29 protein-coding genes and 1 pseudogene are annotated in these 26,753 nt (G+C 61.4%); 22 read left to right on the forward strand and 8 right to left on the reverse strand.

Translation table 11 applies throughout. The features are described 5' to 3' along the window. Nucleotides 1–61: 61 nt before the first annotated feature. The 4 genes from rpe to purB all read left to right on the forward strand — a co-directional run bounded on the left by rpe (nucleotide 62) and on the right by purB (nucleotide 3,360). On the forward strand, nucleotides 62–739 hold the full coding sequence (gene rpe, locus ACD590_RS10680; protein WP_018242183.1) for a ribulose-phosphate 3-epimerase: 678 nt from the start codon (nucleotides 62–64) through the stop codon (nucleotides 737–739). Beyond that, complete coding sequence (locus ACD590_RS10685) at nucleotides 736–1,461, forward strand: DUF2259 domain-containing protein (protein WP_130652480.1); 726 nt, start codon at nucleotides 736–738, stop codon at nucleotides 1,459–1,461. The genes rpe and ACD590_RS10685 overlap by 4 nt, the downstream gene beginning before the upstream one ends. Nucleotides 1,462–1,493: 32 nt before the next feature. Continuing rightward, nucleotides 1,494–1,979: a hypothetical protein gene (locus ACD590_RS10690; protein ID WP_047621271.1), complete on the forward strand. Its 486-nt coding sequence runs from the start codon at nucleotides 1,494–1,496 to the stop codon at nucleotides 1,977–1,979. A gap of 73 nt (nucleotides 1,980–2,052) precedes the next feature. Next, entirely contained in the window at nucleotides 2,053–3,360 is a 1,308-nt protein-coding gene (gene purB / locus ACD590_RS10695; RefSeq protein WP_028733781.1) for an adenylosuccinate lyase, read from the forward strand. A 79-nt stretch (nucleotides 3,361–3,439) separates the two neighbouring features. Here the strand turns inward: purB and ACD590_RS10700 are convergent, their stop codons facing one another. Both ACD590_RS10700 and ACD590_RS10705 read right to left on the reverse strand, forming a co-directional pair. Next, nucleotides 3,440–3,892 carry a low affinity iron permease family protein gene (locus ACD590_RS10700; RefSeq protein ID WP_439003527.1) on the reverse strand — a complete coding sequence of 151 codons (453 nt, stop codon included), beginning with the start codon at nucleotides 3,890–3,892 and terminating at the stop codon, nucleotides 3,440–3,442. A 132-nt stretch (nucleotides 3,893–4,024) separates the two neighbouring features. Continuing rightward, nucleotides 4,025–4,831 carry a DUF2189 domain-containing protein gene (locus tag ACD590_RS10705; protein WP_439002533.1) on the reverse strand — a complete coding sequence of 269 codons (807 nt, stop codon included), beginning with the start codon at nucleotides 4,829–4,831 and terminating at the stop codon, nucleotides 4,025–4,027. 175 nt (nucleotides 4,832–5,006) lie between these two features. On the opposite strand from ACD590_RS10705, the gene ACD590_RS10710 reads away from it, so the two are divergent. The 7 genes from ACD590_RS10710 (at nucleotide 5,007) to ACD590_RS10740 (ending at nucleotide 10,976) form a co-directional block, all read left to right on the forward strand. Continuing rightward, nucleotides 5,007–5,561, forward strand: a complete 555-nt coding sequence (locus tag ACD590_RS10710; protein WP_113542049.1) for an RBBP9/YdeN family alpha/beta hydrolase — start codon at nucleotides 5,007–5,009, stop codon at nucleotides 5,559–5,561. A 96-nt stretch (nucleotides 5,562–5,657) separates the two neighbouring features. Next, nucleotides 5,658–7,955 carry a putative bifunctional diguanylate cyclase/phosphodiesterase gene (locus ACD590_RS10715; RefSeq protein ID WP_018242190.1) on the forward strand — a complete coding sequence of 766 codons (2,298 nt, stop codon included), beginning with the start codon at nucleotides 5,658–5,660 and terminating at the stop codon, nucleotides 7,953–7,955. A 250-nt stretch (nucleotides 7,956–8,205) separates the two neighbouring features. Beyond that, nucleotides 8,206–8,970, forward strand: a complete 765-nt coding sequence (gene purC / locus ACD590_RS10720; protein WP_018242191.1) for a phosphoribosylaminoimidazolesuccinocarboxamide synthase — start codon at nucleotides 8,206–8,208, stop codon at nucleotides 8,968–8,970. 15 nt (nucleotides 8,971–8,985) lie between these two features. Continuing rightward, a complete protein-coding gene (purS, locus tag ACD590_RS10725; RefSeq protein WP_018072257.1) occupies nucleotides 8,986–9,228 on the forward strand; it encodes a phosphoribosylformylglycinamidine synthase subunit PurS in 243 nt (80 codons plus the stop codon). Nucleotides 9,229–9,272: 44 nt separating this feature from the next. Further along, nucleotides 9,273–9,827 (forward strand): RNA 2'-phosphotransferase, encoded by a 555-nt coding sequence (locus tag ACD590_RS10730; protein WP_018445209.1) that lies wholly within the window; start codon nucleotides 9,273–9,275, stop codon nucleotides 9,825–9,827. Next, nucleotides 9,824–10,495, forward strand: a complete 672-nt coding sequence (gene purQ, locus ACD590_RS10735; RefSeq protein ID WP_115157492.1) for a phosphoribosylformylglycinamidine synthase subunit PurQ — start codon at nucleotides 9,824–9,826, stop codon at nucleotides 10,493–10,495. Before ACD590_RS10730 ends, purQ begins: the two co-directional genes overlap by 4 nt. Before the next feature lie 88 nt (nucleotides 10,496–10,583). Continuing rightward, on the forward strand, nucleotides 10,584–10,976 hold the full coding sequence (locus ACD590_RS10740; protein WP_112903294.1) for a hypothetical protein: 393 nt from the start codon (nucleotides 10,584–10,586) through the stop codon (nucleotides 10,974–10,976). Between the two features lie 43 nt (nucleotides 10,977–11,019). On the opposite strand, the gene ACD590_RS10745 is transcribed toward ACD590_RS10740, so the two are convergent. Further along, nucleotides 11,020–11,277: a DUF1127 domain-containing protein gene (locus tag ACD590_RS10745; protein WP_018242195.1), complete on the reverse strand. Its 258-nt coding sequence runs from the start codon at nucleotides 11,275–11,277 to the stop codon at nucleotides 11,020–11,022. Between the two features lie 81 nt (nucleotides 11,278–11,358). On the opposite strand from ACD590_RS10745, the gene ACD590_RS10750 reads away from it, so the two are divergent. From ACD590_RS10750 to ACD590_RS10765, 4 genes and pseudogenes are all read left to right on the forward strand, one after another. Beyond that, nucleotides 11,359–12,777 carry a PLP-dependent aminotransferase family protein gene (locus tag ACD590_RS10750; protein WP_018242196.1) on the forward strand — a complete coding sequence of 473 codons (1,419 nt, stop codon included), beginning with the start codon at nucleotides 11,359–11,361 and terminating at the stop codon, nucleotides 12,775–12,777. A 169-nt stretch (nucleotides 12,778–12,946) separates the two neighbouring features. After that, a pseudogene (locus ACD590_RS10755) lies at nucleotides 12,947–13,278 on the forward strand (acyloxyacyl hydrolase); the annotation flags it as partial. A gap of 132 nt (nucleotides 13,279–13,410) precedes the next feature. Continuing rightward, entirely contained in the window at nucleotides 13,411–15,642 is a 2,232-nt protein-coding gene (purL, locus tag ACD590_RS10760) for a phosphoribosylformylglycinamidine synthase subunit PurL (RefSeq protein ID WP_018242197.1), read from the forward strand. A 19-nt stretch (nucleotides 15,643–15,661) separates the two neighbouring features. Continuing rightward, a complete protein-coding gene (locus ACD590_RS10765; RefSeq protein ID WP_003579540.1) occupies nucleotides 15,662–15,895 on the forward strand; it encodes a BolA/IbaG family iron-sulfur metabolism protein in 234 nt (77 codons plus the stop codon). 34 nt (nucleotides 15,896–15,929) lie between these two features. On the opposite strand, the gene ACD590_RS10770 is transcribed toward ACD590_RS10765, so the two are convergent. Beyond that, nucleotides 15,930–17,153, reverse strand: coding sequence for a hypothetical protein (locus tag ACD590_RS10770; protein WP_047621279.1), 1,224 nt, complete (start codon nucleotides 17,151–17,153; stop codon nucleotides 15,930–15,932). A 165-nt stretch (nucleotides 17,154–17,318) separates the two neighbouring features. Here ACD590_RS10770 and ACD590_RS10775 point away from each other — a divergent pair, with 165 nt between their 5' ends. The 7 genes from ACD590_RS10775 (at nucleotide 17,319) to ACD590_RS10805 (ending at nucleotide 23,052) form a co-directional block, all read left to right on the forward strand. Beyond that, on the forward strand, nucleotides 17,319–17,549 hold the full coding sequence (locus ACD590_RS10775) for a hypothetical protein (RefSeq protein ID WP_018242199.1): 231 nt from the start codon (nucleotides 17,319–17,321) through the stop codon (nucleotides 17,547–17,549). Nucleotides 17,550–17,598: 49 nt separating this feature from the next. After that, a complete protein-coding gene (locus tag ACD590_RS10780) occupies nucleotides 17,599–18,420 on the forward strand; it encodes a c-type cytochrome (protein ID WP_018242200.1) in 822 nt (273 codons plus the stop codon). A gap of 145 nt (nucleotides 18,421–18,565) precedes the next feature. Next, on the forward strand, nucleotides 18,566–18,901 hold the full coding sequence (gene grxD, locus ACD590_RS10785) for a Grx4 family monothiol glutaredoxin (RefSeq protein WP_018242201.1): 336 nt from the start codon (nucleotides 18,566–18,568) through the stop codon (nucleotides 18,899–18,901). Nucleotides 18,902–19,038: 137 nt separating this feature from the next. Continuing rightward, nucleotides 19,039–20,244 (forward strand): multidrug effflux MFS transporter, encoded by a 1,206-nt coding sequence (locus ACD590_RS10790; protein ID WP_032980411.1) that lies wholly within the window; start codon nucleotides 19,039–19,041, stop codon nucleotides 20,242–20,244. A 37-nt stretch (nucleotides 20,245–20,281) separates the two neighbouring features. Beyond that, the gene (locus ACD590_RS10795; RefSeq protein WP_439002534.1) at nucleotides 20,282–21,562 is read left to right on the forward strand and encodes a multidrug effflux MFS transporter; all 1,281 of its coding nucleotides are present in this window, start codon (nucleotides 20,282–20,284) and stop codon (nucleotides 21,560–21,562) included. 102 nt (nucleotides 21,563–21,664) lie between these two features. Then, nucleotides 21,665–22,504 (forward strand): alpha/beta hydrolase, encoded by an 840-nt coding sequence (locus tag ACD590_RS10800; RefSeq protein ID WP_439002535.1) that lies wholly within the window; start codon nucleotides 21,665–21,667, stop codon nucleotides 22,502–22,504. A 74-nt stretch (nucleotides 22,505–22,578) separates the two neighbouring features. Continuing rightward, complete coding sequence (locus ACD590_RS10805) at nucleotides 22,579–23,052, forward strand: GNAT family N-acetyltransferase (protein ID WP_018242205.1); 474 nt, start codon at nucleotides 22,579–22,581, stop codon at nucleotides 23,050–23,052. A gap of 23 nt (nucleotides 23,053–23,075) precedes the next feature. Here ACD590_RS10805 and ACD590_RS10810 read toward each other — a convergent pair whose 3' ends face one another. Genes ACD590_RS10810 through ACD590_RS10825 form a run of 4 tightly spaced genes read right to left on the reverse strand, consistent with a single transcriptional unit; the run spans nucleotide 23,076 to nucleotide 26,674 of the window. Further along, on the reverse strand, nucleotides 23,076–23,900 hold the full coding sequence (locus tag ACD590_RS10810; protein ID WP_018242206.1) for an inositol monophosphatase family protein: 825 nt from the start codon (nucleotides 23,898–23,900) through the stop codon (nucleotides 23,076–23,078). A 40-nt stretch (nucleotides 23,901–23,940) separates the two neighbouring features. Then, nucleotides 23,941–24,768 (reverse strand): inositol monophosphatase family protein, encoded by an 828-nt coding sequence (locus ACD590_RS10815; protein WP_026188410.1) that lies wholly within the window; start codon nucleotides 24,766–24,768, stop codon nucleotides 23,941–23,943. A 46-nt stretch (nucleotides 24,769–24,814) separates the two neighbouring features. Then, a complete protein-coding gene (gene ttcA / locus ACD590_RS10820; protein WP_439002536.1) occupies nucleotides 24,815–25,684 on the reverse strand; it encodes a tRNA 2-thiocytidine(32) synthetase TtcA in 870 nt (289 codons plus the stop codon). 60 nt (nucleotides 25,685–25,744) lie between these two features. Next, nucleotides 25,745–26,674, reverse strand: a complete 930-nt coding sequence (locus ACD590_RS10825; RefSeq protein ID WP_018242209.1) for a glutaminase — start codon at nucleotides 26,672–26,674, stop codon at nucleotides 25,745–25,747. Nucleotides 26,675–26,753: the final 79 nt, after the last annotated feature.

Genomic DNA, 26,753 nt, shown 5'->3' on the forward strand with positions numbered 1-26,753 from the left:
GCGCGCCAGCCTTGAATTCGGGCGCCGCGGTCAAATGGCGGCCCATACGGAGTAAGATTCGATGACGCTGCCCATTCGCATTGCCCCCTCGATCCTCGCGGCGGATTTCGCCAGGCTTGGCGAGGAGGTGCGCGACGTGACGGCCGCTGGCGCCGACTGGATCCATCTCGACGTCATGGACGGGCATTTCGTGCCGAACATCTCCTTCGGCCCCGATGTCATCAAGTCGCTGCGCTCCTATACATCAGCCACCTTCGACTGCCACCTGATGATCTCGCCGGTCGACGACTATCTCGAAGCCTTCGCCAAGGCCGGCTGCGACCGAATTACCGTCCATGCCGAGGCCGGACCGCATCTGCACCGCTCGCTGCAGACCGTCCGCAATCTCGGCAAGAAGGTCGGCGTGACGATCAATCCGGCGACATCGCTCAGCGCCATCGAGAACGTGCTCGACGATGTCGACCTCATCCTGATCATGTCGGTCAATCCCGGTTTCGGAGGACAGAAGTTCATTCCTGCGATGGCGGCAAAGATTGCCGCGGCGAAGTCACTGATTGGTGACCGGCCGATCGAACTCCAGGTCGACGGCGGCGTCACAGTGGAAACGGCGCCTGATATCGCCCGGGCGGGCGGCAACGTTCTCGTCGCCGGCTCGGCAATTTTCAAGGGCGATACGGTCGAGGATTATCGCCGGACTGTCGCCGATCTGCGTCAGGCAGCCGAAGGGGCACGAGCATGAAAAAACGTCTGATCATCGGCGGCATGCTTGCCGTTGCATTTGCCGGCCTGCCCGGCCTGTCACTTGCCGGCGACATCGCCAATATCCAGCCGATCGGCTTTTCCGCCGACGGCAAGGTTTTCGGATTCCAGGAATTCGGCATCGAGCAGAGCGGCGACGTCCCCTACTCCAACACTTATTTTGTCGATACCGACAGCGGCCAATATCTGGAGGGCACGCCCTTCCACACGGAACTGACCGATAAGGACGCCAATCTTTCCAAGGCGCGGCGGCAGAACCTGACGGCGGCGCGCAGCCAGATGGACAAATACGATCTTCTGACCAATCCGGGCCTGATCGCCGCCTTCAATCCGCCGACCGAACTCGGCTCCCCTTCGAAGACGATCCGCTACACGACACTTGCGACCGACGGTCCGCCGAAATCGCCCTATACGCTCTCGCTCGGCGAGATGCCGGTGCCGACGCCGAAGGACTGCGCTGCTTCCAACAAGCGGGTCATCGGCTTCAGCCTGCAAATGATCGAAAAGGAAGGCGCTCCGAACCGGCAGGCGGCGCGCCAGGCGATGGCGGTTCCGGCCGAGCGCGCATGTTCCGTCGAATACCGGATCGGCGGCGCTGTGGTCTACCAGCCCGAAACCGGAAACCAGGTCCATATCGCCCTCGTCCTGGCCTTCGATGCCGAACGGAACGGCCGCTGGATCGCCGTTCCGGTTCATCCCTGAGCACGGACCACCCGAGGACGGATCGCCCCAGGATGGATCGTCTAAGAGCTGCACGGCCGCCCTACCCCGATCTGATCGCCGGCGCGTTGCTTTGGGGCATGCAGATGCTTGCCGCCGCCATGCTCGGCCTTTACCTGCGCAACGGCCTGCAGACGAGCCGCCTTGCCGAGGTCGCAGCACTCTATTTCGCCGGCGGTCTGTTCGCTTGGCCATTTGCCCTGCCGGTCGCCCGTTTCTTTGCTTATGGCAGGCCGCCGGAAGCGCGTTTTGCCGCTTTTTTCGTGACGCTGACAGCAGCAACGATCCTGATGACCGCCTTCCTCTTCGCCATGGAATACCGGATGTTCTATTCGCGCTGGCATGCGCCCTTCGGCAGCGTCGTCTGGGCTTTCCAGTTCGTCTTCACCGGTGCCAGCGCCGTCTACCAGTTCCTGGTGATCGGCCTGCGCCTTTTCCTGCCGCTTGGCCTCGTCTGCCTTGTCGCAAGCAGCTATCATCTTGCCAAACGCATGCGTTGAGATTGCCGCCCGTCTTTGCTACAGGGGCGCTAACCTCGATAAAGCAAACCTCTTGAAGTGAAGGCAGCCGCTCATGATCCCGCGTTATTCCCGGCCCGAAATGGTCGCCATCTGGTCTCCCGAAACCAAGTTCCGCATCTGGTTCGAGATCGAGGCGCATGCTTGCGACGCGTTGGCCGAACTCGGCGTCATCCCAAAATCGGCGGCAAAGACGATCTGGGAGAAAGGCGGCGCCGCCACCTTCGACGTCGACCGCATCGATGAGATCGAGGCCGTCACCAAACATGACGTCATCGCCTTCCTCACCCATCTCGCCGAGATCGTCGGCCCGGATGCGCGCTTCGTCCACCAGGGCATGACCTCGTCCGACGTGCTCGACACCTGCTTCAACGTCCAGCTGGTACGCGCCACCGACATCCTGATTGCCGATATCGACCGGCTGCTCGAAGCGCTGAAAAGCCGCGCCTTCGAACACAAGGACACCGTCACTATCGGCCGATCGCATGGCATCCATGCCGAGCCCACCACCTTCGGCGTCAAGCTGGCGCTCGCCTATGCCGAATTCGAACGCTGCCGCCAGCGCCTCGTCGCCGCCCGCGAGGAAGTCGCGACCTGCGCCATATCAGGCGCCGTCGGCACCTTCGCCAATATCGATCCGCGCGTTGAGGAACATGTCGCCGAAGCGCTTGGTCTGAAGGCCGAGCCGGTCTCGACACAGGTCATCCCGCGTGACCGCCACGCGATGTATTTCGCCACGCTCGGCGTCGTTGCCTCATCGATCGAGCGGCTGGCGACCGAGATCCGCCACCTGCAGCGCACCGAGGTGCTGGAAGCCGAGGAATATTTCTCGCCTGGCCAGAAGGGCTCCTCGGCCATGCCGCACAAGCGCAACCCGGTTCTGACCGAAAACCTGACCGGCCTTGCCCGCATGGTCCGCTCTTACGCAATGCCAGCGATGGAAAACGTCGCCCTCTGGCACGAGCGCGATATCTCGCATTCCTCGGTCGAGCGCATGATTGGCCCAGATGCCACCGTGACGCTCGATTTCGCCCTGTCGCGGCTTGCCGGCGTCATCGAAAAGCTGCTGGTCTATCCCGAGAATATGGAGAAGAACCTCAACAAATTCCGCGGCCTCGTCCATTCGCAGCGCGTCCTACTGGCGCTGACCCAGGCCGGCACCTCCCGCGAGGATGCCTACCGCCTCGTCCAGCGCAACGCCATGAAAGTGTGGGAACAGGGCAAGGACTTCCTGGAAGAACTGCTTGCCGACGCCGAAGTCCGCGCTGCTCTGTCGGAAGAGGACATCCGCGAAAAATTCGACCTCGGCTATCACACCAAACATGTCGACACGATTTTCCGACGGGTGTTTGGCAACGCGTGAGCGGTTCGAGATCAACGATATGGCGGCGCCCTTGCAGGCGCCGTTTTTATGTCTAGCTTTTCTCAAGCGGCCGTTGTTTTTACTTCGGTGCTTTGGCAGCCACAGGACGCTTGCGTGCCTCCGCCTTTTTCAACGGCGCCGCTTTCACTGTCTCCGCTGTCCGGCAAGCCTCCGTCTCGCCCCTGCCTTTGGCGGCCTTGGCGACCAGCTCGTCGAGACGTTTCAGCTCTTCCTCGTCGAGATTCTCGATACCGATGAAACGGTTCTCGGCATGGCTGGTCAGGATGATTTCATTGAGCTTGGCCTGGATCGCCCGCGTGTCGCGTGTCTGGGCGTTCTGCAGCACGAACACCATCAGGAAGGTGATGATCGTCGTGCCGGTATTGATGACCAGCTGCCAGGTTTCCGAATAATCGAAGAAGGGGCCGAGGGCCGCCCAGATAGCGACGGCGATCAGTGCCAGGATGAAGATGATGGGTTTGCCCGCCCATTCCGATACCTTGGTTGCGAAGTGGGCAAACAGATGCTTCATCGTCACCTCAAAGATCCTCCCTCGAAGTCTCCAGAGCATGAGGTCGACGGACATCATGCTCTGGCTAAACAAACTCCGAGGCAGGTTCGAGGTTCCCCAGGGATCCGAGATTCCCTGCTGAAAGGGCTGTGGTTACGCTGTGGTTTCCCGCGCAATCAGCTTGCGATAGAGATGCCAGGTCGCATGGCCGAGGATCGGGATAACCAGCGCAAGCCCGGCAAAGACCGGGATCGTGCCGATGACGAGGAGTGCTGCGACGATCAGGCCCCAGAGCAGCACCGGCACCGGATTGAGAATCGTCGCGCGGATTGACGCCGTGACGGCGGCTACCGCCCCGACATCGCGGTCGAGCAGCAGCGGAAAGGTGATGACGGTCATCGCCAGCACCACGAGCGCAAAGACGAAGCCGATAAGATTGCCCCAGATGATCAGCTGCATGCCCTGTGACGTGCCGAAGACCTGGCGGAAGAAATCCGCCATGCTGCGCGGAAAGACCTCGCCGAGCAAATTGCTGTAGAGCGTCTGTGCCGTCACCAGCCAGACAACGAAGAGGCCGCAGAGCATCAGTCCGACCGCCACAATCGACGGCAGCGCCGGCGAATGGCGCACATCGAGCGCATGCGTCCAGGACGCATCGAGGCCGGCCTCGCGCCGGCGGCTGATTTCATAGAGGCCAATCGCTGCGATCGGGCCGATCAGCACGAAACCCGCCATAAGCGGGAAGACCATCGGCAAAAGGTTTGCGCCCGAGGTCCACAGCGTCAGGAAGACGCCGGCGATCGGATACATCAGGCACAGGAACACATAGTGGGACGGTTTCTCCATGAAATCCTCGTATCCGCGCTTCAGCGCGTCGAAGACGTCAGCTATACCGATGCGATTGACGACGGGCCGCGCCAAGCTTTCGCTAGCACCCGTCATGACATGAAATGCCGCCATGGTTTTCTCCTCCTCAGCCGAGACCTGATCGGCGGCGGACAGCATCGGCGGGCAAGCCGACACGAAATCCGCAACCGGCACTGGAGCAATATAGCAACTTTCAACGCCCGTGTCGCTCTCTCCCTTGGCACCCCCTCTTGACATCTTGGACCAGCTTTCTCACATCGGCGGCACTATGAAAGCCTCAGACGCAGATATCCTCATCATCCCCGGTTACACCAATTCCGGCCCGAGCCACTGGCAAAGCCGCTGGGAGGCAAAGCTCAGCACGGCGCGGCGCGTCGAACAGGCCGAATGGACGAAGCCGGTTCGCGAGGATTGGATCGCCCGCATCGCCGAGGAGGTGAACGCCTCGACCCGTCCGGTCGTCCTGGTCGCCCATTCGCTGGGCGTGCCCTCGGTGATCCACGCCATCCCGCATTTCCGCAACCGCGTGGCGGGCGCTTTCTTGGTCGCCCCGCCTGATGTGGCCAATCCCGACATCCGCCCAAAGCACCTGATGACTTTCGGTCCCTATCCGCGCGATCCGCTGCCCTTCCCGTCGATCACGGTCGCCAGCCGCAACGATCCGTTCGGCAGCTACGAGCATGCCGACGATATTGCCAGCAGTTGGGGCTCCTTCCTCGTCGATGCCGGCGAGTCCGGTCATATCAATGCCGATTCCGGTCACGGTCCCTGGCCGGAAGGCACCATGGTCTTTGCCCAGTTCCTCGGCCGGCTCTCCCCCTGATCGAGGAAAAGGCGCTATCCCGCTTGTTGAGCAAGTGCTTTCTAAGTCTTTCTTAATGGAATGACCGCAGACTGCGCCGAGGTGAGATAAGCGAGAATGCCCGTGAAGAAAGCCCATTCAGAGGCCGGTGATCCGCATGGCGATGCCGCAGCGGCTGAGGCAGGTATCGGCAATGGGGCGACCGACGATTGCGACCTGGCAGAGCGGGAAAGCCGCTGGAACCATGCGCTCGTCGGCTCGGGCCTTGGCGTATGGGATCACAACTACCGTCTCGACCGAAAATATTACTCGCAGACGTGGAAAACTATCCGCGGCATGGCGCCCGATGAGGAAGCCGCCGGCGATTACGATGCCTGGCTGCAACTGGTCCATCCCGATGATCGCGATTTCGTCGTCCATGCCATCGACCGGCAGAATGCCGGCGATCCCAATTATCAGATCTTCGAGTATCGCGAGCGCCATAAGGATGGCCACTGGGTCTGGATCGAGTGTCGCGGCGCCTGCGTGGAATGGGACGAGAGTGGCGTGCCGACGCGCATCGTCGGCACGGATACGGATATCACCGCCCGCAAGCAGGCCGAGGAGACGCTGTCGCGTTTGTCGCGCCGGCTCGATCTGGCGCTGGAGATTTCCCGCATCGGCGTCTTCGAGGCGGATATCGAGCATGATGTCGTCGAATGGGACGAGCGCCTCATTGCCATTTACGGCCTGCAGGGCGCCTCGCGGCAGATCGGCAGCGACGCCTGGGCGAAAAGCCTGCATCCCGACGACCGCGAGCGCGTGCTTGGCTTGTCCGACCGTAGCGTCGAAAGCGGCAGTGATTTCCAACAGGAATACCGCATCATTCGCGGCGACGGCGTCGAACGCGTCATCCGTGCCCGCTCGGCCTTCTTCATCGACGGCAACGGCCACCGCAAGCTGATCGGCGCCAACTGGGACGTCACCGAGGAAGTCGCGCTCCGCAACGAGCTGCAGCGCGCCAAGGATCTGGCCGAGGCGCGCAACCGCGAGCTCGAAGCCGCCAAGGAGAGCATCGAGCACCTGGCGCTGCACGATTATCTCACCGGCCTGCCGAACCGCCGCTATCTCGACAAGATGCTGGGCGAGCGTTCGGCCGAATGCCGGGCAAAGGGCCTGGCGCTGGCGATCCTGCATATCGATCTCGACCGCTTCAAGCAGATCAACGACACGCTTGGCCACCGGGCTGGCGACGCCATGCTCCAGCATGCCGCAAGCGTGCTGAGAAATTCCGTCCGCGCCACCGATTTCGTCGCCCGCATTGGCGGCGATGAATTCGTCATCCTCTGCGCCGTCGATCCCGCGTCGAAGAAGATCGCCGGCCTTGCCGAACGTGTTATCCGCGAATTGCGCAAACCCGTCAGATATGAGGGTCACGATTGCCGTTTCGGCGCCAGCATCGGCATCGCCATCGATAGCGGATCGACGCTCGACGCCAAGCAGATGCTGCTCGACGCCGATATCGCGCTTTATCGGGCCAAGGGCCTGGGCCGCAACCGCTTCGAATTCTTCTCGGCCTCTGCCCGCCGCGACATCATCTCCGCCAAGCACCTCGCCGACGAGATCCTGATCGGCCTCGAGCGCAATGAATTCGTGCCCTTCTATCAGCTGCAGTTCGATGCCCGCACACTCGATGTCGCAGGCATTGAAACGCTTGCCCGCTGGCAGCACCCGGTGCACGGGCTGCTGACGCCCGACCGCTTCCTCGATATCGCCGAGGATCTCGACGTCGTCTCGACCATCGACGCCCTGATCCTGGAGCGAGCGCTGGCCGACCGCAGCGTCTGGATCAAGGACGGGCTGCCGATCCCGAAGATATCGGTCAACGTCTCCGCCAGGCGGCTCGCCGACCCCGATCTCGGCAAGAAGCTTCGCGCCCTGAAGATCGAGCCCGGCACCATCTCCTTCGAGCTGCTGGAATCGATCTCGCTCGACGATTGCGACGAGGCGGTGGCCGCCAACCTGAAAAAGCTGCGCAAGCTCGGCATCGACATCCAGATCGACGATTTCGGCACCGGCCATGCCTCGATCGTCAGCCTGCTGCGCCTGAGCCCGAAGACGCTGAAGATCGACCGCGAACTGATCCGCATGCTGCCGCAATCGTCCGAGCAGCGCAAACTGGTCGGCTCGATCATCGATATCGGCCGTTCGCTGAACATCCTCGTCATCGCCGAGGGCGTCGAGACGGTGGATCATATCCGCATTCTCGAAGAACTCGACTGTGACACACTGCAGGGCTACGCGCTCGCCCGGCCGATGCCGGCCATGCAGATCCCCTCCTTCATCCGCGCCGGAAGCTGGCGCCACGGGCAAATCGCCGCTCGCGCCCTGCAGACGCAACTTCGTCGCGCGCTGCGAAGCAGAGCCGCCAAATAAAAACCTGCATAAGCGGCCCGCCATTTTGCCTTCATTCCACCGTAGAGGAAAAGGCGCTACACTTGTCTTGCGAATTCATTCGATTCTCTTTGCGGTATTCCGTAAAATTGGAAACCAGGGCCGCGAAATCCGGAAACCAGGGAAGGAGCGACAGGCGGATTGTGAAACCCTCTCTTTTCCTTTAAGGGGACGCCACGAGATCGATCCACTCGCGCTATCCCAAGAGCGCCAACAACAGAGAATGACCACGATGAACCGTCGCCGCCGTATTTACGAGGGCAAGGCAAAGATTCTGTATGAAGGCCCGGAACCGGGCACTTTGATCCAGTTCTTCAAGGACGATGCCACTGCCTTCAACAAGAAGAAACACGAAGTCATCGATGGCAAGGGCGTCCTCAACAACCGCATTTCCGAGTATATCTTCAGCCATCTGAACAAGATCGGCATCCCCACTCATTTCATCCGCCGGCTCAACATGCGCGAGCAGTTGATCAAGGAAGTAGAGATGATCCCGCTTGAGATCGTCGTGCGCAATGTCGCGGCCGGTTCTCTCGCCAAGCGCCTCGGCATCGACGAGGGCGTCGTGCTGCCGCGCTCGATCATCGAATTCTATTACAAGTCCGACGCGCTCGACGATCCGATGGTCTCCGAAGAGCACATCACTGCCTTCGGCTGGGCAAATCCCGCCGAACTCGATGACATCATGGCGCTTGCCATCCGCGTCAACGACTTCATGACCGGCCTCTTCCTCGGCGTCGGAATCCAGCTCGTCGATTTCAAGATCGAATGCGGCCGCCTCTTCGAAGGCGATATGATGCGCATCATCCTTGCAGACGAAATCTCGCCGGACAGCTGCCGGCTCTGGGATATCGAAACCCACGAGAAGATGGACAAGGACCGCTTCCGCCGTGACCTCGGCGGGTTGCTCGAAGCCTATTCCGAAGTTGCGCGCCGTCTCGGCATCATCAATGAAAACGAGCCCGTGCGCGGCACCGGCCCGGTTCTCGTCAAGTAAGGCAGGAAAGACAAAGTGATCAAGGCTCGTGTCACCGTCACGCTGAAAAACGGCGTTCTCGATCCGCAGGGCAAGGCTATCGAGGGTGCGCTTGGCGCCCTCGGCTTCTCGGGCGTCGGCCATATAAGACAGGGCAAGGTCTTCGACCTGGAGCTGGAAGGCGCCGACAAGGGCAAGGCCGAGGCCGACCTCAAGGCCATGTGCGAAAAACTGCTCGCCAACACGGTGATCGAGAACTACGCAATCGCGATCGACTGATGATCACAGACCCGTCGTCTGGCGGACTTTGAGGATTTGGCGTCATGATGAAAGCAAAGCTGGAGACGGAAGTCTCGAAATATATGAGCTATGTTTTGCGTCATGCGCCGGAATCTTCGGGCTTGACGCTTGATAGCGAGGGTTGGGTGGCGTTCGACGAACTCGAAAAAGCGTTGTCGTCGAAATACGACGTTTCCCGCGCCGAGATCATCGAGATTGTCGAAAACAATCCAAAGAAGCGCTTCTCGCTCGCCGATAATAGAATTCGCGCAAACCAAGGTCATAGTGTCGACGTCGATCTCGCATTGAACCAGGACGAGCCGCCTGCCGCTCTTTTTCACGGCACGTCTCTGACGAACTGGCAGTCGATCGAGCGCGAAGGCTTGAAGAAGATGCAACGGCACCACGTTCATCTGTCAGCAGATGTCGAAACGGCGAAAATCGTCGCAATGCGCCGCAAGGGTGAACATCTCATCCTATGCGTAGACGCGGCCCGCATGTTTTCAGAGGGTCATTCTTTCTTTGTCTCCGACAATGGAGTATGGCTCGCCGAAAGCGTTCCAGTTCAATATCTTTCGCGAAACGCAGGGACCCCATGAAATCAGCCGTCGTTCAACTTCCGGGCCTCAACCGCGACCGCGACATGATCGCCGCCTTGACCAAGATCTCCGGCCAGCCACCGGTGACGATCTGGCAGACGGAAACCGCGATCCCCGATGTCGATCTGATCGTCATTCCCGGCGGCTTTTCTTATGGCGATTATCTGCGCTGCGGTGCGATCGCCGCCCGCATGCCGGTCATGCAGGCAATCATCGACAAGGCTGCGAAGGGTGTGAAGGTGCTCGGCGTCTGCAATGGCTTCCAGATCCTCGTCGAGGCCGGCCTGCTGCCCGGCGCGCTAATGCGCAATTCCTCGCTGAAATTCGTCTGCCGCGAGATCAAGCTGGAAGTCGTCAATGCCGAGACGGATTTCACCCGCGCCTATGCGCAGGGTCAGGTCATCCGCTGCCCGGTCGCCCATCACGACGGCAATTATTTCGCCGACGAAGCGACACTGGCTGCAATCGAAGGCAATGGCCAGGTGGTCTTCCGTTATGCCGAGGGCACCAATCCGAATGGCTCGATCAACAATATCGCCGCCGTCATGAATGAAAAGGGCAACGTGCTCGGCATGATGCCACATCCCGAAAACCTGATCGAGGCCGCCCATGGCGGTTCGGACGGCCGTGGCCTGTTCGCCTCGGCGCTCGACGTCATCGCCGCCTGAGCCCTGCACGTCGCCCAAAAACCGCGCAGCGGTCTTGGGCAACGGCATGCACCCGAAAATCCTTCCGTCCGGATCTGGAGCAAGATTAATGCGCCCTCGCCTCGCAAACGCCGCCCTGTTGACCGCTCTCGCAGCCACGGTGACAGCCTGCCAGACGCCGGCGCCGACGACTGGCCCGAACCGCGCCGCACTGCCGACGATGGAACGCGTGGCGCTCGGCGCCAATGCCTGCTGGTTCAAGTCAGGCGATCCGGCTTTTGCTGCTTATAAGCTGGCGCCGGAGCTCAACTCCTTCTCCGGCCGGCCGCGCATCCTGCTTGTCCACAAGGGCAGCCCGGAAAGCCGGCCGCTACTGGTCGTTCAGGCCGAGGGAAGCCCGTCGCGCCTGCAGGCCTTCGGGCCGATGATGCAGGAGCCGGTCGCCGGCCGCATCACCACCGACGTCAATCGCTGGTCGGCGGGCAACAAGGCCTGCAGCTGATCGCCCAATCGGCCCTGAAAGAATGATCTGCTCGAAAGCAAGATCAGTCCCAGAAAAACGACTTGCCGACTTCGCGCGCGGCTTCGGACTGTGACACTCCGATATCCTTGAGCTCGGTCGCCGTCAGGCCCCTCAGAGCGCGCCGGCCTTCCCGCTTCTGATGCCAGAGAAGAATGGCAGCCCAGATTCGGCCCAAACGCGTCGTCGCCTCGGCGGGCGCGACGGGAAGGACAATCTGTCTCCTGTCTTCATAAGAGACAATCGGTACAATCGGCATTTTGATCTCAGGCAAGGCAGACATTCCAGGAATCCTCTCGGCGTGCCGTTGGAATTGACTCATACGCTTGACCGATACAATGTGCCAATATATACAATTGTCACCATGACAAATTGGCTTCCCGATATTTCCCGCGGTTCCGGGCCGGTCTATCTCCGGCTTGCCGACAGCATCGAATCCGCCATATCAAGCGGCGCCCTGCCCGCTGGCAGCAAACTGCCGCCGCAGCGCAACCTCGCCTATGATATCGGCGTGACGATCGGCACGATCGGCCGCGCCTATGCGCTGGTGCATGAGCGGGGTCTGGTCGCCGGCGAAGTGGGGCGCGGCACCTATGTGCTGAACCGCTCGGAGACGGCGCCCGGCGAACAGATCGATCCGCTGACCGTCTCGCTCGGCGGTACCCGCGTCCAGGATGCGCCGGCGAACAAGATCCGCTTCGACACGACAGCCGCGCCCGATCTCGGCCAGGGCAAGATCATAGCAGGCATTCTCGCCGAGATCGGCGAACAGCATCTTTCTGAAATCTCCTCTTATTCCCGCAGTTTCCCGCGCAACTGGTTCGAGGCCGGTCGCCTCTGGCTTGCCCGCAGCGGCTGGACGCCGGAGGTCGAAAACATCGTGCCGACGCTCGGCGCCCATGCGGCGGCGATATCAGTCATCGCCGCCGTTTCTGCGCCGGGCGACAAGATCGTCTTCGAAGATCTCACCTACACGCAGGTCAGCCGCAGCGCCCGCCTGCTCGGCCGCCGCACACTGACGGTCGATTCCGATGAGCTCGGCGTGATCCCCGAGGATTTCGAGCGGCTCTGCCAGCAGCAGCATCCGAAGATCGCCTTCCTGATGCCGACCGTCCACAATCCGACGCTGGCGATCATGCCCTATGAGCGGCGCGCTGATATCGCCGCAATCGCCAGGAAACACAGTGTCTGGCTGATCGAGGACGACCTCTACGGCGGCATGGCCGACGACGATACGCCGCTGCTCGCCTCGATTGCGCCCGATCGCACCTTCCTCGTCAACGGCCTGTCGAAATCGGTCGCCGCCGGCGTGCGCGGCGGCTGGGTCGCCTGCCCGCCGCATTTTGCCCAGCGCATCAAGGTGACGCATAGGATGATTACCGGCGGCCTGCCCTTCATCCTGGCCGAGACTTGCGCGCGCCTCGTCGAAAGCGGCATGGCGCACGAGATCCGCAAGGCAAGTGTTGAGGAACTTTCACGGCGCGTCCGTCTCGCCCGCGAGCAGCTACAGGGCTTCGATTTCGAATCGCACGTACACGCGCCCTTCCTCTGGCTGAAACTGCCGGAGCCCTGGATGTCCGGCACATTCAAAAATGCCGCCTTCCGCGACGGCGTGCTCGTCGACGATGAGGACGAGTTCAAGTCGGCGCGCGGAGAGAGACCCTATCATCGCGTTCGCATCGGCTTTTCCTCGCCGAAGACGGGGCAGGAACTGATCTCGGGCTTGATGATCCTGCGCCGGCTGCTGGAAAATGGCGGCTCCGCCTATGACGGCGAAATATGACGTGTTGCAATTACACGTCATAATTTGGAAAAAACGCCGGAGCCTATTCGGAGCGCTTCACCGACTCAACCTCCATATTACCTCCTTGTTGTTCCCGTCTGACGCGAATCAAAGGACAGCAAATGAGGTCGACTTCGGAAAGATCCCGTTGCGTTTTTTGGGTATGGCACCTCGTGTGCATCTCGGCTCCTCGATCGGCACGTCAGGCGAGGCCAGCCAGTTCTTCACCGGCTTCACCTGGACGGTCGATTTGAACGAGAAGCTTTTTTTGCCGAAGCCGGCTTCGGCGGCGTCATTCATACCGGCGATCTCGAGGGCGATGGTGACTGCCCGGAACTCGGCTGTCGCGTCCACTTCCACGAATATCTGGGCGCCGGCTATCGTTTCAACGCCCACTGGAACATCATGGCCCAGATCGCCCACTCCTCGCATGCCAATCTCTGCGATGGGCCGAACGACGGCATGACACGCGCCGGTCTGCAGATCGGCTACAAATTCTAGGCAGCGACCGCATTTCATCGTCAGGAAGAAGTTGACCGCCCGCTGTTGACGGCGGGCATTTTCCTGTCGCGCGCCGTCCCTACATAGGCTAAAGAGCGGAAAACGCGCAACGGCAGGGACTTTCGAGAGCTCATGACCATTCCAAACACCATCCCGATCACGCCGGAACTCATCGCGGGTCATGGCCTGAAGCCCGACGAATACCAGCGTATTCTGGATCTGATCGGCCGCGAACCGACCTTCACCGAGCTCGGCATCTTCTCGGCCATGTGGAACGAGCACTGCTCCTACAAATCCTCGAAGAAATGGTTGCGCACGCTGCCGACCAAGGGGCCGCGCGTCATCCAGGGCCCGGGTGAAAATGCCGGCGTGGTCGACATCGATGACGGCGATTGCGTCGTCTTCAAGATGGAGAGCCACAACCACCCCTCCTATATCGAGCCTTATCAAGGTGCTGCGACCGGCGTCGGTGGCATCCTGCGCGACGTCTTCACCATGGGTGCGCGCCCGATTGCCGCGATGAACGCCCTGCGCTTCGGCGAGCCGGATCATCCGAAGACCCGCCATCTCGTCTCCGGCGTCGTCTCCGGCGTCGGCGGCTACGGTAATTCCTTCGGCGTGCCGACGGTCGGCGGCGAAGTCGAATTCGACGCCCGCTACAACGGCAACATCCTTGTCAACGCCTTTGCTGCCGGTATTGCGAAGTCCAACGCCATCTTCCTGTCCGAAGCCAAGGGCGTCGGTCTTCCGGTCGTCTATCTCGGCGCCAAGACCGGGCGCGACGGCGTCGGTGGCGCGACGATGGCATCGGCCGAATTCGACGAATCGATCGAAGAGAAGCGCCCGACCGTTCAGGTCGGCGACCCCTTCACCGAAAAGTGCCTGCTGGAAGCCTGCCTCGAGCTGATGAAGACCGGCGCCGTCATCGCCATCCAGGATATGGGTGCAGCCGGCCTGACCTGCTCGGCCGTCGAAATGGGCGCCAAGGGCGATCTCGGCATCCTGCTCGAGCTCGACAAGGTGCCGGTGCGCGAAGAGAGAATGACGGCCTACGAAATGATGCTGTCGGAAAGCCAGGAGCGCATGCTCATGGTGCTGCAGCCGGAAAAGGAAGAGGAAGCCAAGGCGATCTTCGTCAAGTGGGGCCTCGATTTCGCCATCGTCGGCAAGACGACCGACGATCTGCGCTTCCGCGTCATGCATCAGGGCGAGGAAGTCGCCAACCTGCCGATCAAGGATCTCGGCGACCAGGCGCCGGAATATGACCGCCCCTGGCGCGAATCCGGCAAGCATGGCCCCCTGCCGGCAAATCTCGTCGCCGCACCCGAGGATTATGGCCAGGCGCTGCTTCAGCTCGTCGGTTCCGCCAACCAGTCGAGCCGCCGCTGGGTCTATGAGCAATACGATACGCTGATCCAGGGCAATTCGCTGCAGCTTCCGGGGGGTGATGCCGGCGTCGTGCGCGTCGACGGCCATCCCTCCAAGGCGCTCGCCTTCTCTTCCGACGTCACCCCGCGTTATGTCGAGGCAGACCCGTTCGAAGGCGGCAAGCAGGCGGTCGCCGAATGCTGGCGCAACATCACAGCGACAGGCGCCGAACCGCTCGCCGCCACCGACAATCTCAATTTCGGCAATCCCGAAAAGCCCGAGATCATGGGCCAATTCGTTCAGGCGGTGAAGGGCATCGGCGAGGCCTGCCGCGCGCTCGACTTCCCGATCGTCTCCGGCAACGTCTCGCTCTACAACGAGACCAACGGCGTCGCCATCCTGCCGACCCCGACGATCGCAGGCGTCGGCCTGCTGCCGGACTGGCGCAAGATGGCCCGCATCGGCGCTGCCAACGATGGCGATAAGGTCATCATGATCGGCGTCGACGGCAGCCATCTCGGCCAGTCCGTCTATCTCCGCGACGTGCTTTCCAGCCGTGAGGGTCCGGCGCCGGAGGTGGATCTGTTTGCCGAACGCCGCAACGGCGATTTCGTTCGCTCCGTGATCCGCAACGGCCAGGCGACCGCCTGCCACGACATCTCCTCGGGCGGCCTTGCCGTGGCGCTCGCCGAAATGGCGATGGCCTCGGGCAAAGGCCTGACGATTGATCTGAGCGAAGGCAAGGGTGCGCCGCATGCGCTGCTCTTCGGCGAGGATCAGGCGCGCTACGTCCTGACGTTGCCTGCCGATGTCGCCGATTTCGTCTGCGTCAATGCAGAAGGTGGCGGCGTTCCCTTCCGCCGTCTCGGCACGGTCGGGGGAACGGCGCTCATCGTCGGCGATCTCATCTCGCTGCCGATTCAGCAATTGCGCGATGCCCATGAATCGTGGTTCCCTGATTTCATGGAAGGCCGCGGCGAACTTGCTGCGGAATGATGCGCAAGGAGTAACGATCATGGCCATGAAACCCGGCGATATCGAAGACATGATCAAGGCTGGGATTCCCGGTGCCAAGGTGACGATCCGCGATCTGGCGGGCGACGGCGATCACTACGCCGCCGAAGTCGTCGCCGAAGCCTTCCGCGGCAAGAGCCGCGTGCAGCAGCACCAGATGGTCTACGAGGCGCTGAAGGGCAATATGGGCGGCATACTGCACGCGCTGGCGCTGCAGACCTCCGCGCCGGAATAGAGCCCGACGCGATCCCGATGACGATGCCCGGCCCTCAGCCGGGCATTCTCTTTTCGTCGGGATTGGCAAAGACCGAGGCCGGCATCGGCCCAGATGTCAGCAGCGTGAAGTCGAAGGGTGCCTGCAGATCAGGCCCAAGCACATATTGCCGGTGGACGCGTAGCTGGTCCTTGCGGATCTTGCGGTAGTGCTCGCGCGTCAGCATCTGCTTGACGCGGATCAGGATCATTTTCGCCTGAGGCGCATCCCTATGGCCGGAGACAGCAACGACCGGTACCTTGTAGAAATTGATCGAATCCGTCAGGCACTGCACATCGAGCCAGGAAATGTCGGGACAGCGGGCGATCAGCCCGACGCGGGCGCGAAGCAGTGTTGCCGATGACATGAGCGCACATTGCAGGATGGCGCTGCCGAGTGTGGCAAACACCACACGCTTGCCCTTGAAGATCTCCGGCTCCCTTTCCAGCAATATGCCGATGACATGGGCGGCGACGCTCGATCCCATGCTGTGCGAGGAGATCACATATTCGTCCGCCTGTTCATCAAGCGCCTTGCGCACGGCAGTGGCCCGGCCTTCCAGCCAGTCGTTGAAATCTGTCCGGTCCATGCGGCCGAGCGCCACGGCCATTGCCCAATCGGCGAACAGATGCAGCGTATGGAAGCGTTCGGAAAACGGCAGGAAGGCGAAGATGAAGAAACAAAGCGCCAGCGGTCCGCTCCAGAGCATGTGCCACGGCGAAAAGCCGAGACCATAGGGCAGGATGGCAATCTGCGCCGTCAGTGCGATCGCCAGCGCCGTCAGCAGGAACGGGAAGAGGAAGAACAGGCCGAAGCGCCAGGCGTGGCGGAAATATCCGCGCATGCCGCCTTCGAGCATGATCTCGGCGCAGCTCCGGAAGCCTGCCATGATCTGGCTCAGCGTGTTTCCGCCGCGCAGCCTGATTACCAGCGTATCGTGATCGACCATGTGGATCCGGCTCTTCGTCTGCCAGCCGTGGGAACCGGTCCCTTCCCCGGTCGCCGCCTTGTCGGCTGCCACCGGCGCTGCCGCGGGCGCCGCTTTGGCTGCCCGTTCGCCCGTCGTGACCACGAAACTGAGGGGATCACTTCCCGCCTCCGGCGCGCCCGTTTCAAGCGAATAGCCCCAGACGGCGGCACTCTGCCTGGCCGAACGCTCGTAGCGCGCCCTGTGGGCAACGCCGTCGAGCGGCTCGAAGCCCGTGAAATGCAGGACGACCCGCTTCTCGATCAGTTTCATTCCACTCTTCCGGCCGGGCAAATGGCCGGCATGTTGCTGCGATCCGGCTGCTGCGCCGCTGATAGGGGCAAAAAAGCAGCTATGGTCTCGAAGCCGTCTTGCTAACCGAACTCTTCCGGAATTCAATAGCATCCATGTCGTTTCCATCACGAACGGAGGGGGTTTGTGGTCGACCTAGTCAAAGAATTGATATCAGGCGTCGTCGACAGCGTGCTGAAGGAGATCCTGAAAAAAACCACCGGCCGCGCCACGACGAAGCGCAGGAGGCGTAAGACACGCCCCGCCGCGACGACGAAGGTTGCGCGCAAGACGACCTCGGCCAAGCCTAAGCCCGCCCGCAAACAGGTCAGCAAGCGCCGCACCGCCGCTGGCCGCAGCCGTCAGCGACGCAGCTGATATCTTTCGAGCAAAAGCTGCATCTTCGGGACACTGGGGGACTGAACCGATGAAACGCATTCTGAAAATCACTCTCGCGGCCGTCGTCGCGATCTGTCTCATCGCCGTCGCCGGCGTCTACGCCCTGTCGGAGATGCGCCTTTCCAGGACCTATGACGTTGCGGTTGCCGATTTCACCGTCAAGACGACGCTGCCTGCCGAGGAAGCCGAACGTCGTGCCCGCACGCTGATGTGCGGCGGCTGTCATCACGATGCCGGCAACGTGCTCATCGACGAGCCGGGCATCGGCCGCATCGTCGCGCCGAACCTGACCCGCTTCGTGCCCATGTACAGCGATGCTGAACTCGTGCGCCTCATCCGCCATGGCGTCAAGAAGGACGGTACCGGCGCCTTCATCATGCCGGCAAGCAACTTCGCCAATATCACCGATGACGATATGGCGGCGATCATTGCGTGGATGCGCAGTTTGAAGCAGCTTCCCGATGCTGTGGCCGGAACGACGCAATGGGGACCGCTCGGGCGAATCGGCCTGGCGCTCGACAAGATCCCCTTCGAGGCCGATCTGGTGCCTGCCGTCGTCTCCCCTGCCGCGACGCGTCCGACCGATATCGGCGAATACGCCTTCAGGACCGATTGCAGCCACTGTCATAATCTCGATACGGCAAAGCAGTCGGAAGCCTTCCTGGCGCCGGCGCTTAAGCCCCTGGCGCAATCCTATTCAGCTGCCGATTTCAAGACGCTGCTGCGCACCGGCAAGGGCGTCGGCGGCCGGGATCTCGGCGTGATGACACAGGTTTCCCAATGGGATTTCAGCCATTTCACCGATGTCGAAATCGAACAGATTCAGACCTATCTCGCCATTCGACCGTAACGCGACGGCAACAACCCCGGCAACGGCCTGCGCGAACTGGTCTTTTTTTGGTTCGGGCGGCTGGAATTCCTGCCGTCGCATGCTATCTAAAGGCAACGATTGAAACGGTGGGCCTTTAACCCGCCTGTTGAAAGGAGTAGATCCCATGAGCGGCATTCACGAATTCATCGGCAACGAAATCAAGACCAACGACGTCGTCCTCTTCATGAAGGGCACGCCGCAGTTTCCGCAGTGCGGTTTCTCCGGTCAGGTCGTGCAGATTCTTGATTACATCGGTGTCGACTACAAGAGCGTCAACGTGCTCGCCGATTCGGAAATCCGCCAGGGCATCAAGGAATATTCCAACTGGCCGACAATCCCGCAGCTTTACATAAAAGGCGAGTTCGTCGGCGGCTGTGACATCGTCCGGGAAATGTTCCAGGCTGGTGAGCTGCAGCAGCATCTTCAGGAAAATGGCATCACCGTTCGCGGCGCCGCCTGACCGGTCACCGGACGTCCGCCCGGTTTCCAAATCTGTTTCTTGAGTTCGAGGCGCTGCGGCCAGCAGCGCCTTGACCTGTTTATGGGAATTTCATTGTGACAGATTCATCACAAGCCGTGTCCGCGGGCCGCCTGCCCATGGGCAAGCGTGAATTCATCGCGCTCGCAGCCTTCCTGATGGCCGTCAACTCGCTGGCGATCGACATCATGCTTCCGGCCCTGCAGCAGATCGGCGCGAGCCTCGGCGTCGAGAGTGAGAATCACCGGCAGTTCGTCGTCTCCACCTATCTGCTCGGCTTTGGCTGCGCCCAGCTGTTCTACGGCCCGCTCTCCGATCGCTTCGGCCGCCGCACGCCGCTTCTGGTCGGTCTCGTCATCTATATCGTTTCCGCCATCGGCATCGTCTTCGTCCCCACCTTCGCCGGCTTGCTGATGCTGCGTTTCATCCAGGGTGTCGGCTCAGCCGCAACCCGCGTCATCACTGTGTCCATCGTTCGCGATATCTATGGCGGCCGGCAGATGGCCGAGGTCATGTCGCTGATCATGATGGTCTTCATGATCGTGCCGGTCATTGCGCCCGGCACTGGCCAGATCGTCATGTTTTTCGGCAACTGGCACCTGATCTTCCTTTTCATCGCCACCATGGCGACTGGCATCACCGTCTGGGCCTATCTCCGTCTGCCGGAAACCCTGCATCCGCAGAATGTCCGCCCATTTACCGCCCGCTCGATCTTCGGCGCCTTCAAGCTGGTGCTGACCAATCGCGTCGCGCTCTGTTACACCATTGCCAGCACCTTTATCTTCGGCGCGCTGTTCGGCTTCATCAATTCGGCCCAGCAGGTCTATGTCGGCATCTACGATCTCGGCGTCTATTTCCCCTTCGCATTCGCCGGTGTGGCGATCTTCATGTCGCTGTCGTCCTTCTTCAATTCGCGCTTCGTCGGTAAGCTCGGCATGCGCCGCCTGTCGCACGGCTCGCTCATCGGCTTCATCGCCATCAACACCATCTGGCTGATCGTCCAGATGGCCAGCACCGAGCCGATGCCCTTCGCTCTGTTCATCTCCTTCTTCGGCCTTGCCATGTTCCAGTTCGGTTGGATCGGCTCGAACTTCAATTCGCTCGCCATGGAGCCCCTTGGCCACGTCGCCGGCACCGCCTCTTCCGTCCTCGGCTTCATGAGCACGGTCGGCGGCGCCATCATCGGCGCCGGCATCGGCCAGGCCTTCGACGGCACGGCGCTGCCGATGGTTGCCGGTTATTTCACCGTGTCGATCATCGGGCTCGTCTTCGTGCTGATCGCCGAGAAGGGTCGCCTCTTCCAATCGCAGAACCCCGCCGTCTGAACGGCCGCCCTCCTCCGCATCCGGGATTTCCAATCACATGACGCCGCCGCATAAACCGCACCAGGAAAACCAGGGCTCTCGCCGCATCGGCATGGGCTTTGGCGAATTCATCGTCACCATCGCCATCATGACCGCCAGCATCGCCATGGCGATCGACAGCATGCTGCCGGCATTGCCCAATATCGGCCATTCCCTCGGCGTCACCAATACCAACGACGCCCAGCTCATCATCGGCGTGTTCTTCTTAGGCTTCGGTGTCTCGCAGATCTTCTTCGGCAGCCTTTCGGATACGTTCGGCCGCCGCAACATCCTGCTCGGCGGCTTGGCTTGCTACATTGTCGGAATGTTTGCCGCAGCAGCAACCGGCAGCTTCGAAATGCTGCTGGTCATGCGCTTCGTTCAGGGCGTGGGCGGAGCGGCGGTGCGCATCACCACCATGGCCATCGTCCGCGACTGCTTCGGCGGCCGTGAAATGGCCCGCGTGATGTCCTATGTCATGATCGTCTTCATGATCGTGCCGATCGTTGCCCCTTCCGTTGGCCAACTCATCATCCTCTATGCCAACTGGCATTGGATCTTCATCCTGCTCGGTATCATCGCCACCATCCTGTTCGTCTGGGCTCTTCTGCGGCTGAAGGAATCGCTGCCACCGGAAGAGCGGCTGCCGCTGTCGGTCAGCTCTGTCTTGGAGGGCTTCAAGACCGTGCTCACCAACCGCATCACCTGCGGTTACATGATCGGCCTCACCATGTTCACCGGCGTCATCAGCGCCTATGTGATCTCGGTGCAGCAGGTCTTCGGCGACGTCTATGGCCTTGGCGACTGGCTGCCGATCGCCTTTGCGGCCACCGCAGGCGGCATCGCCGTCGCCAATTTCGCCAACGGCTTCTTCGTGCGCAAATTCGGCATGCGCCGCATCTCGCACGCCGCCCTGCTGATCTTCACGGCCCTGTCAGCCGCCGGCTTTTTCCTCTCACTGGCCGGCAAGCCGGATTTCGCCGTCGCCTACGGCATCTTCACCATCGTGCTGATGATGTTTGCCGTGATCGCCACCAATTTCACCGCCATCAGCCTCGAGCCGATGGGCAATCTCGCCGGCACGGCGACCGCCATCACCGGCTTCGTCTCGACGACGGCCGGCGCCATTCTCGGTGGCTTGGTTGGCCAGATGTTCAACGGCACGGTGCAGCCGCTCTTTGGCGGCTTCGCCCTCTTCGGTGCGGTCACCATCGCAGCAACCCTCTGGGCTGAGAACGGTAAGCTCTTCACCCATCCGGGAGACAGCCCGCAGCTCGATCCGGGTGCTGCCCACTTCTGAAATAGGAAATATGCCGGAGCGATTGATCGCCGGCGGCATTGCATTAGTTGGCAACTCGGCACGTTCCTAAATCTGGATGCCCCTGGAAGAAGGAGCCTAGTTTTGGATGCAGGATATCAACGTCTCCCCCCGCCATTGCAGGGCGAGATATTTCAAGTCAAACCAGATACTGGCACCGGCGTGGTGGTGCTCGGCGGCTCCAGTGGCCGGGTGGATGTGGCACGTGCCAGGCTGTTTGCCAGCCAAGGGGCAACGGTCATCGCGCTTCGCTGGTTCGGCGGCGAAGGCCAGGCGCCAGGCATTTGCGAGGTGCCGCTGGAAACCTTCTTCGCTGCTACTGATTATTTGATCGAACTCGGTTGCAAACGCATCGTCCTGGTGGGGACATCGAAAGGCGCCGAAGCTGCGCTGCTCACGGCGGTATACGATCCGCGCATCAGCGCGGTCGTCGCGATGAGCCCTTCGTCAGTCGTGTGGGGAAATATTGGTCCAGGGCTTGATGGCATTAGCTGGCCGGAACGCTCGTCGTGGACATTGCGAGGCACACCGCTTCCCTTTGTTTCGTCGGACCCAGAATGGGTGCGAGAATACAGAGACGAGCTGGTCTCCTATCGAGGCCTGTTCGAAAGATGCCTTCAGGTGCACGAGTCTGAGATCGAAGCAGCGGCTATCCCTTTGGAGAGAACGAATGCCGAAATTCTGCTCGTAGCAGGATGCGATGACGCGCTCTGGCCATCAGACAAATTTGCCGCGTCACTTGTTCGGCGGCGCGCAGCTTCGGGCTTACTCACCCAGCTTGTGTTGGGAGAAGATGCGGGCCATCGCATTCTGCTGCCGGGCGAAACCACCCCCCGATCATCGCTGCGCGCTCATGGTGGAAGTGACGAGGCCGACGCCAAATTGGGACGACCCGCATGGGAACATATTCTTGAGATGCTGTAGCGTGAGCGCTGCAGCGATTTGATCGATGGTTCAATCCATCGGATTGGCGCAGCATTGCGCGAAAGGCGCTCTCGATGGACGACCGAATTCTGATCAGGCCTTACGCGCCAGGCGACGTGGACGCGACGATTGAAATTTTTCTGAGCGCCATACGAGAGGTCGCGTCGAAAGACTACTCACCCGCTCAGATCCAGGCTTGGGCAAAGGTGGAAGATCGCGGACTATGGGCAGAGCGAAGGACAAGCAGGCCTGCCTGGATCGCAGAATTTGACGGACAGCCTGCCGGGTTTTCCGACCTGACCGGCGACGGATGCCTGGACATGATGTTTGTGCACCCCGAGTTTCAGGGGCTTGGAATAGCAAGCCGGCTATTGAGCAGGGTCGAAGACGAAGCCCTGAAGCTGGGGTTTAGCCGAATCTATATCGAAGCCAGCCGAACGGCCCGACCGTTTTTTGAGCGCAAAGGGTTCCGCGTCATAACGAAGCAAATCGTCGAGAAGCGTGGGCAAGGCCTGGAAAACTTTCTCATGGAAAAGCTCTACCAGTAATATGCGGCAGGTCGAGCGATTGTTCAGACCGTGAAAACCTCGCGCCGCAGCACCTCCCACGAGGCCTTGTCGGGGGTAATCAGCAACCCGCCATCGAGATGATGCGGCAGATAGGGCGAGCCGTCGAAGCGCGCCGCATAGGCGCCTGCCTCCTGCGAGATCAGCGTGCCGGCAAGGTGATCCCAGGGCATCAGCTTGTTGTACATGAGGTAATGCACATGGCCGCCGGCAAAGGTGCGGTATTCGTGGGCCGCACAGCGGTAATTGGTGAGGAAGCGCACCTTTGCGAGATTGCCGAGCACTTCGGCGCGTTTCTCCTTCGGCAGGTAGCCGGTCGAGGCCATGCCGACCATATGCTCCAGTCCCACGGGCGCTGCGACCGAGAGCCGCTCGGCGCCGCCTTCCGGCCGCCGCAGCCAGGCGCCGCCGCCCTTTTCCGCCATCACCCAGTCGTCGCCCATCGGATCGTAGATGATACCGGCAACCGTCTCGCCGCCGGAGATGACGGACGCCATGACGCCGAAGGCCGGGATACCGGCGGCAAAATTGAACGTGCCGTCGACCGGATCGACGACGATCACAAGATCGGCATGTTCGAGGCTGCCGAGCAAATCAGGATCGGCCGCGACCGATTCTTCGCCAAGGAACAGCGCGCCCGGCCAGAGCCGCTGAGCTTCCGCCTTGATCATCCGCTCGGCCTGCTCATCGGCCTCGGTGACGAGATCGGTCGCCTCGCTCTTGGCGCGCACATCGTCCTGACCGAGTCGGCGGAAGCGTGGCAGGATCTCTGCCTTCGCCGCGCGGCGCAGCAGATCGGCCAGAACGCTCACGTCAACAGTCGAAGTCATGTCAAATCCTCACGCTTAGGTCTCTTCGGAGAACCTTGAATCAGATGCCGACGATCTCGCGCCGGATGAGCTGCCAGCTCTCCCGGTCGGGCGCAGAGATGATGCCACCCGTCGTCTCGCCGGGGCGATAGGGCGTACCGTCGAATTTCGCCGTATGGCCACCGGCCTCCTGATGCGCGAGCACGCCGGCCAGGTGATCCCAGGGCATCAGCTTCGCATGGCCGATGAAATGCATCTTGCCGGAGGCGACCATCCAGTATTCGTAGGCCGAGCAGTTGAAGGCGAAGGTCATCCGGATCTTTGCCATGTTGGCGCAGATACGCGCGCGATCCGGTTCGTCCATGTGGCTCCATGACAGGCCACCGACCATCTGGTTCAGGCTAGCAGGCTCAGCGACCTTCAGCTTTGTCGACTGCCCGTCCCGACGCGTCAGAAAGGCGCCTGCGCCCCTGATCGCGGTCACTGTATCGCCGAGAACGGGATCGTGAATGATGCCGGCGACCGTCTCGCCCTTGATCGTCACCGCCAGCATCGTCCCGAAAACGGGAAGCCCGGCGGCGAAATTGAACGTCCCGTCGACAGGGTCGATGACGAAGGCGAGCTCCGCATCGGCAAGGGCCGGCACGACCGACCGGTCGGCATCATAAGCCTCCTCGCCGACGACGAGTGCTGCGGGAAAGCGCTCTCTTAGCGCCGCGGTGATCCGGTGTTCGGCAAGCACGTCCGCCTGCGTCACCAGATCAATTGCCGAAGTCTTTTCCGAAACATCGGCAGCGCCGAGATTGCGGAAACGCGGCATGATCTCGGCTCGCGCGGCCTCCCTGACGCAATCGCCGAGAAAGAGAATATCCTGGTCTGAAATAGTCATGCGAAATCCTGCCTTCATTCAATAGCCAGCCTCCATAGCCGGCGTTTCATGAAGGATCGGTGACACCAAGGGTGGAAAAGTTGAAGAGTTTTGGGTCGAGCAGATGCGACGGGTTCACATGCGAAAGCGCCCGCAGCATTGTTTCCTTACGGCCCGGCATCCGCCGCTCGATATCGGCGAGCATGTCCTTCATCGCATTGCGTTGCAGCCCGTCCTGCGATCCGCAGAGATCGCAGGGGATGATCGGAAACTGCATGGCGGCGCCGAATTTCGCGAGATCGTCCTCAGCGGCATAGGCGAGCGGCCGGAGCACCATCAGATCGCCCTCGTCGTTCAGAAGTTTCGCCGGCATCGAGGCGAGCCGGCCACCATGGAAGAAATTCATGAAGAAGGTTTCGAGAATGTCCTCGCGGTGGTGGCCAAGCACCAGCGCATCGCAACCCTCTTCCCGCGCGACACGGTAGAGATTGCCGCGGCGCAGCCGCGAACAGAGCGAGCAATAGGTAGCGCCTTCAGGCACCTTCTCCTTCACGATCGAATAGGTATCCCGATACTCGATCCGGTGCTGAACGCCGATCTTGGTGAGATAATCCGGCAGCACGTGCTTGGGGAAGTTCGGCTGGCCCTGGTCGAGATTGCAGGCGATGAGTTCGACCGGCAACAGGCCGCGCCATTTGAGATCGAGCAGCAGCGCCAGCAGCCCGTAGGAATCCTTGCCGCCGGAAAGGCCGACCAGCCAGCGCTTCTGGCCCTTCAGCATGTCGAAATCGTCGAAGGCCTGGCGCACCTGCCGCAGCAGCCGCTTGCGCAGCTTGTTGAAGGAGACGGAACGCGGCGCATCGGCAAACAGCGCATGGCCGCTGGTGTCGGCCTCGCCACTCTCCAACTCGTCGGCGATATTGGCTGCGATATTCATTGCTTCGTCCTACAGAAATTCCACATTTGCTCTAGCAGAAACGCGCCTCGCAACACAGCATCAATCGCCGAAAACCGACCAGCCGGTGCGCGCTGCGAGCATTTCCAGCGCCGCGGCGCCGAGCTGCGAATTGCCGACCTTGTTCAGCCCCGGCGACCACACCGCGATCGAGGCAATACCGGGCGCCACTGCGAAGATGCCGCCGCCGACGCCGCTCTTGCCGGGCAGGCCGACATGATAGGCGAAGTCGCCCGAGCCGTCGTAATGGCCGCAGGTCAGCATCAGCGCATTGATACGCCGCGCCCGCTTCGGTGAAACCACCGAATGGCCGGTCGTCGGATTGCTCCCGCGCGCCGCCAGGAACAGCCCGGCGCGGGCGAGCTGCTCGCAGCTCATCGACAAGGCGCATTGATGGAAATAAACGCCGAGCACGTGGTCGACGGGATGGTCGAGATTGCGGTAGGCGCGCATGAAATTGGCAAGCGCGAAATTGCGGTATCCCGTCTGCGTTTCCGAGCGCGCCACCTTGTCATCGATGGTAATCGACTCGTCATCGGCCAGATAACGCACGAAGCGCAGCAGCTCCCCGATTGCCTCGCGCGGCGCATGGCCGGCCATGACGACGTCGCTGACGGCGATCGCGCCGGCATTGATGAAGGGGTTGCGGGGGATGCCGCTCTCATGCTCGAGCTGGACGATCGAGTTGAAAGCCGATCCGGAGGGTTCGCGCCCGACCCGCTTCCACAGCCCCTCGCCGACCTTGCCGAGCGCCAGCGTCAGCATGAAGACCTTCGATATGCTCTGGATCGAGAAGGCAGTGTCGGCATCGCCGACGCGATAGACTTTGCCGTCGACGGTGACGATCGCCATGCCGAACTGCTTCGGGTCGACCTTGGCGAGCTCGGGAATATAGTCCGCGACCTTGCCCTCGCCGATCCGCGGCTGGATATCGGCGTAGATGCTATCGAGGATCGCCTGCAAATCTGCCATCGCTTCTCTCCAGATCGCAAAAAAGCCGCTCGAAAGAGCGGCTTTCCGTATATCGACGCATGCTGTTGTCTCGCAATCG

Origin of the sequence: Rhizobium sp. 862_C5_N1_2 (genome assembly GCF_051811205.1) — a bacterium.
Taxonomy (GTDB): domain Bacteria; phylum Pseudomonadota; class Alphaproteobacteria; order Rhizobiales; family Rhizobiaceae; genus Rhizobium; species Rhizobium leguminosarum.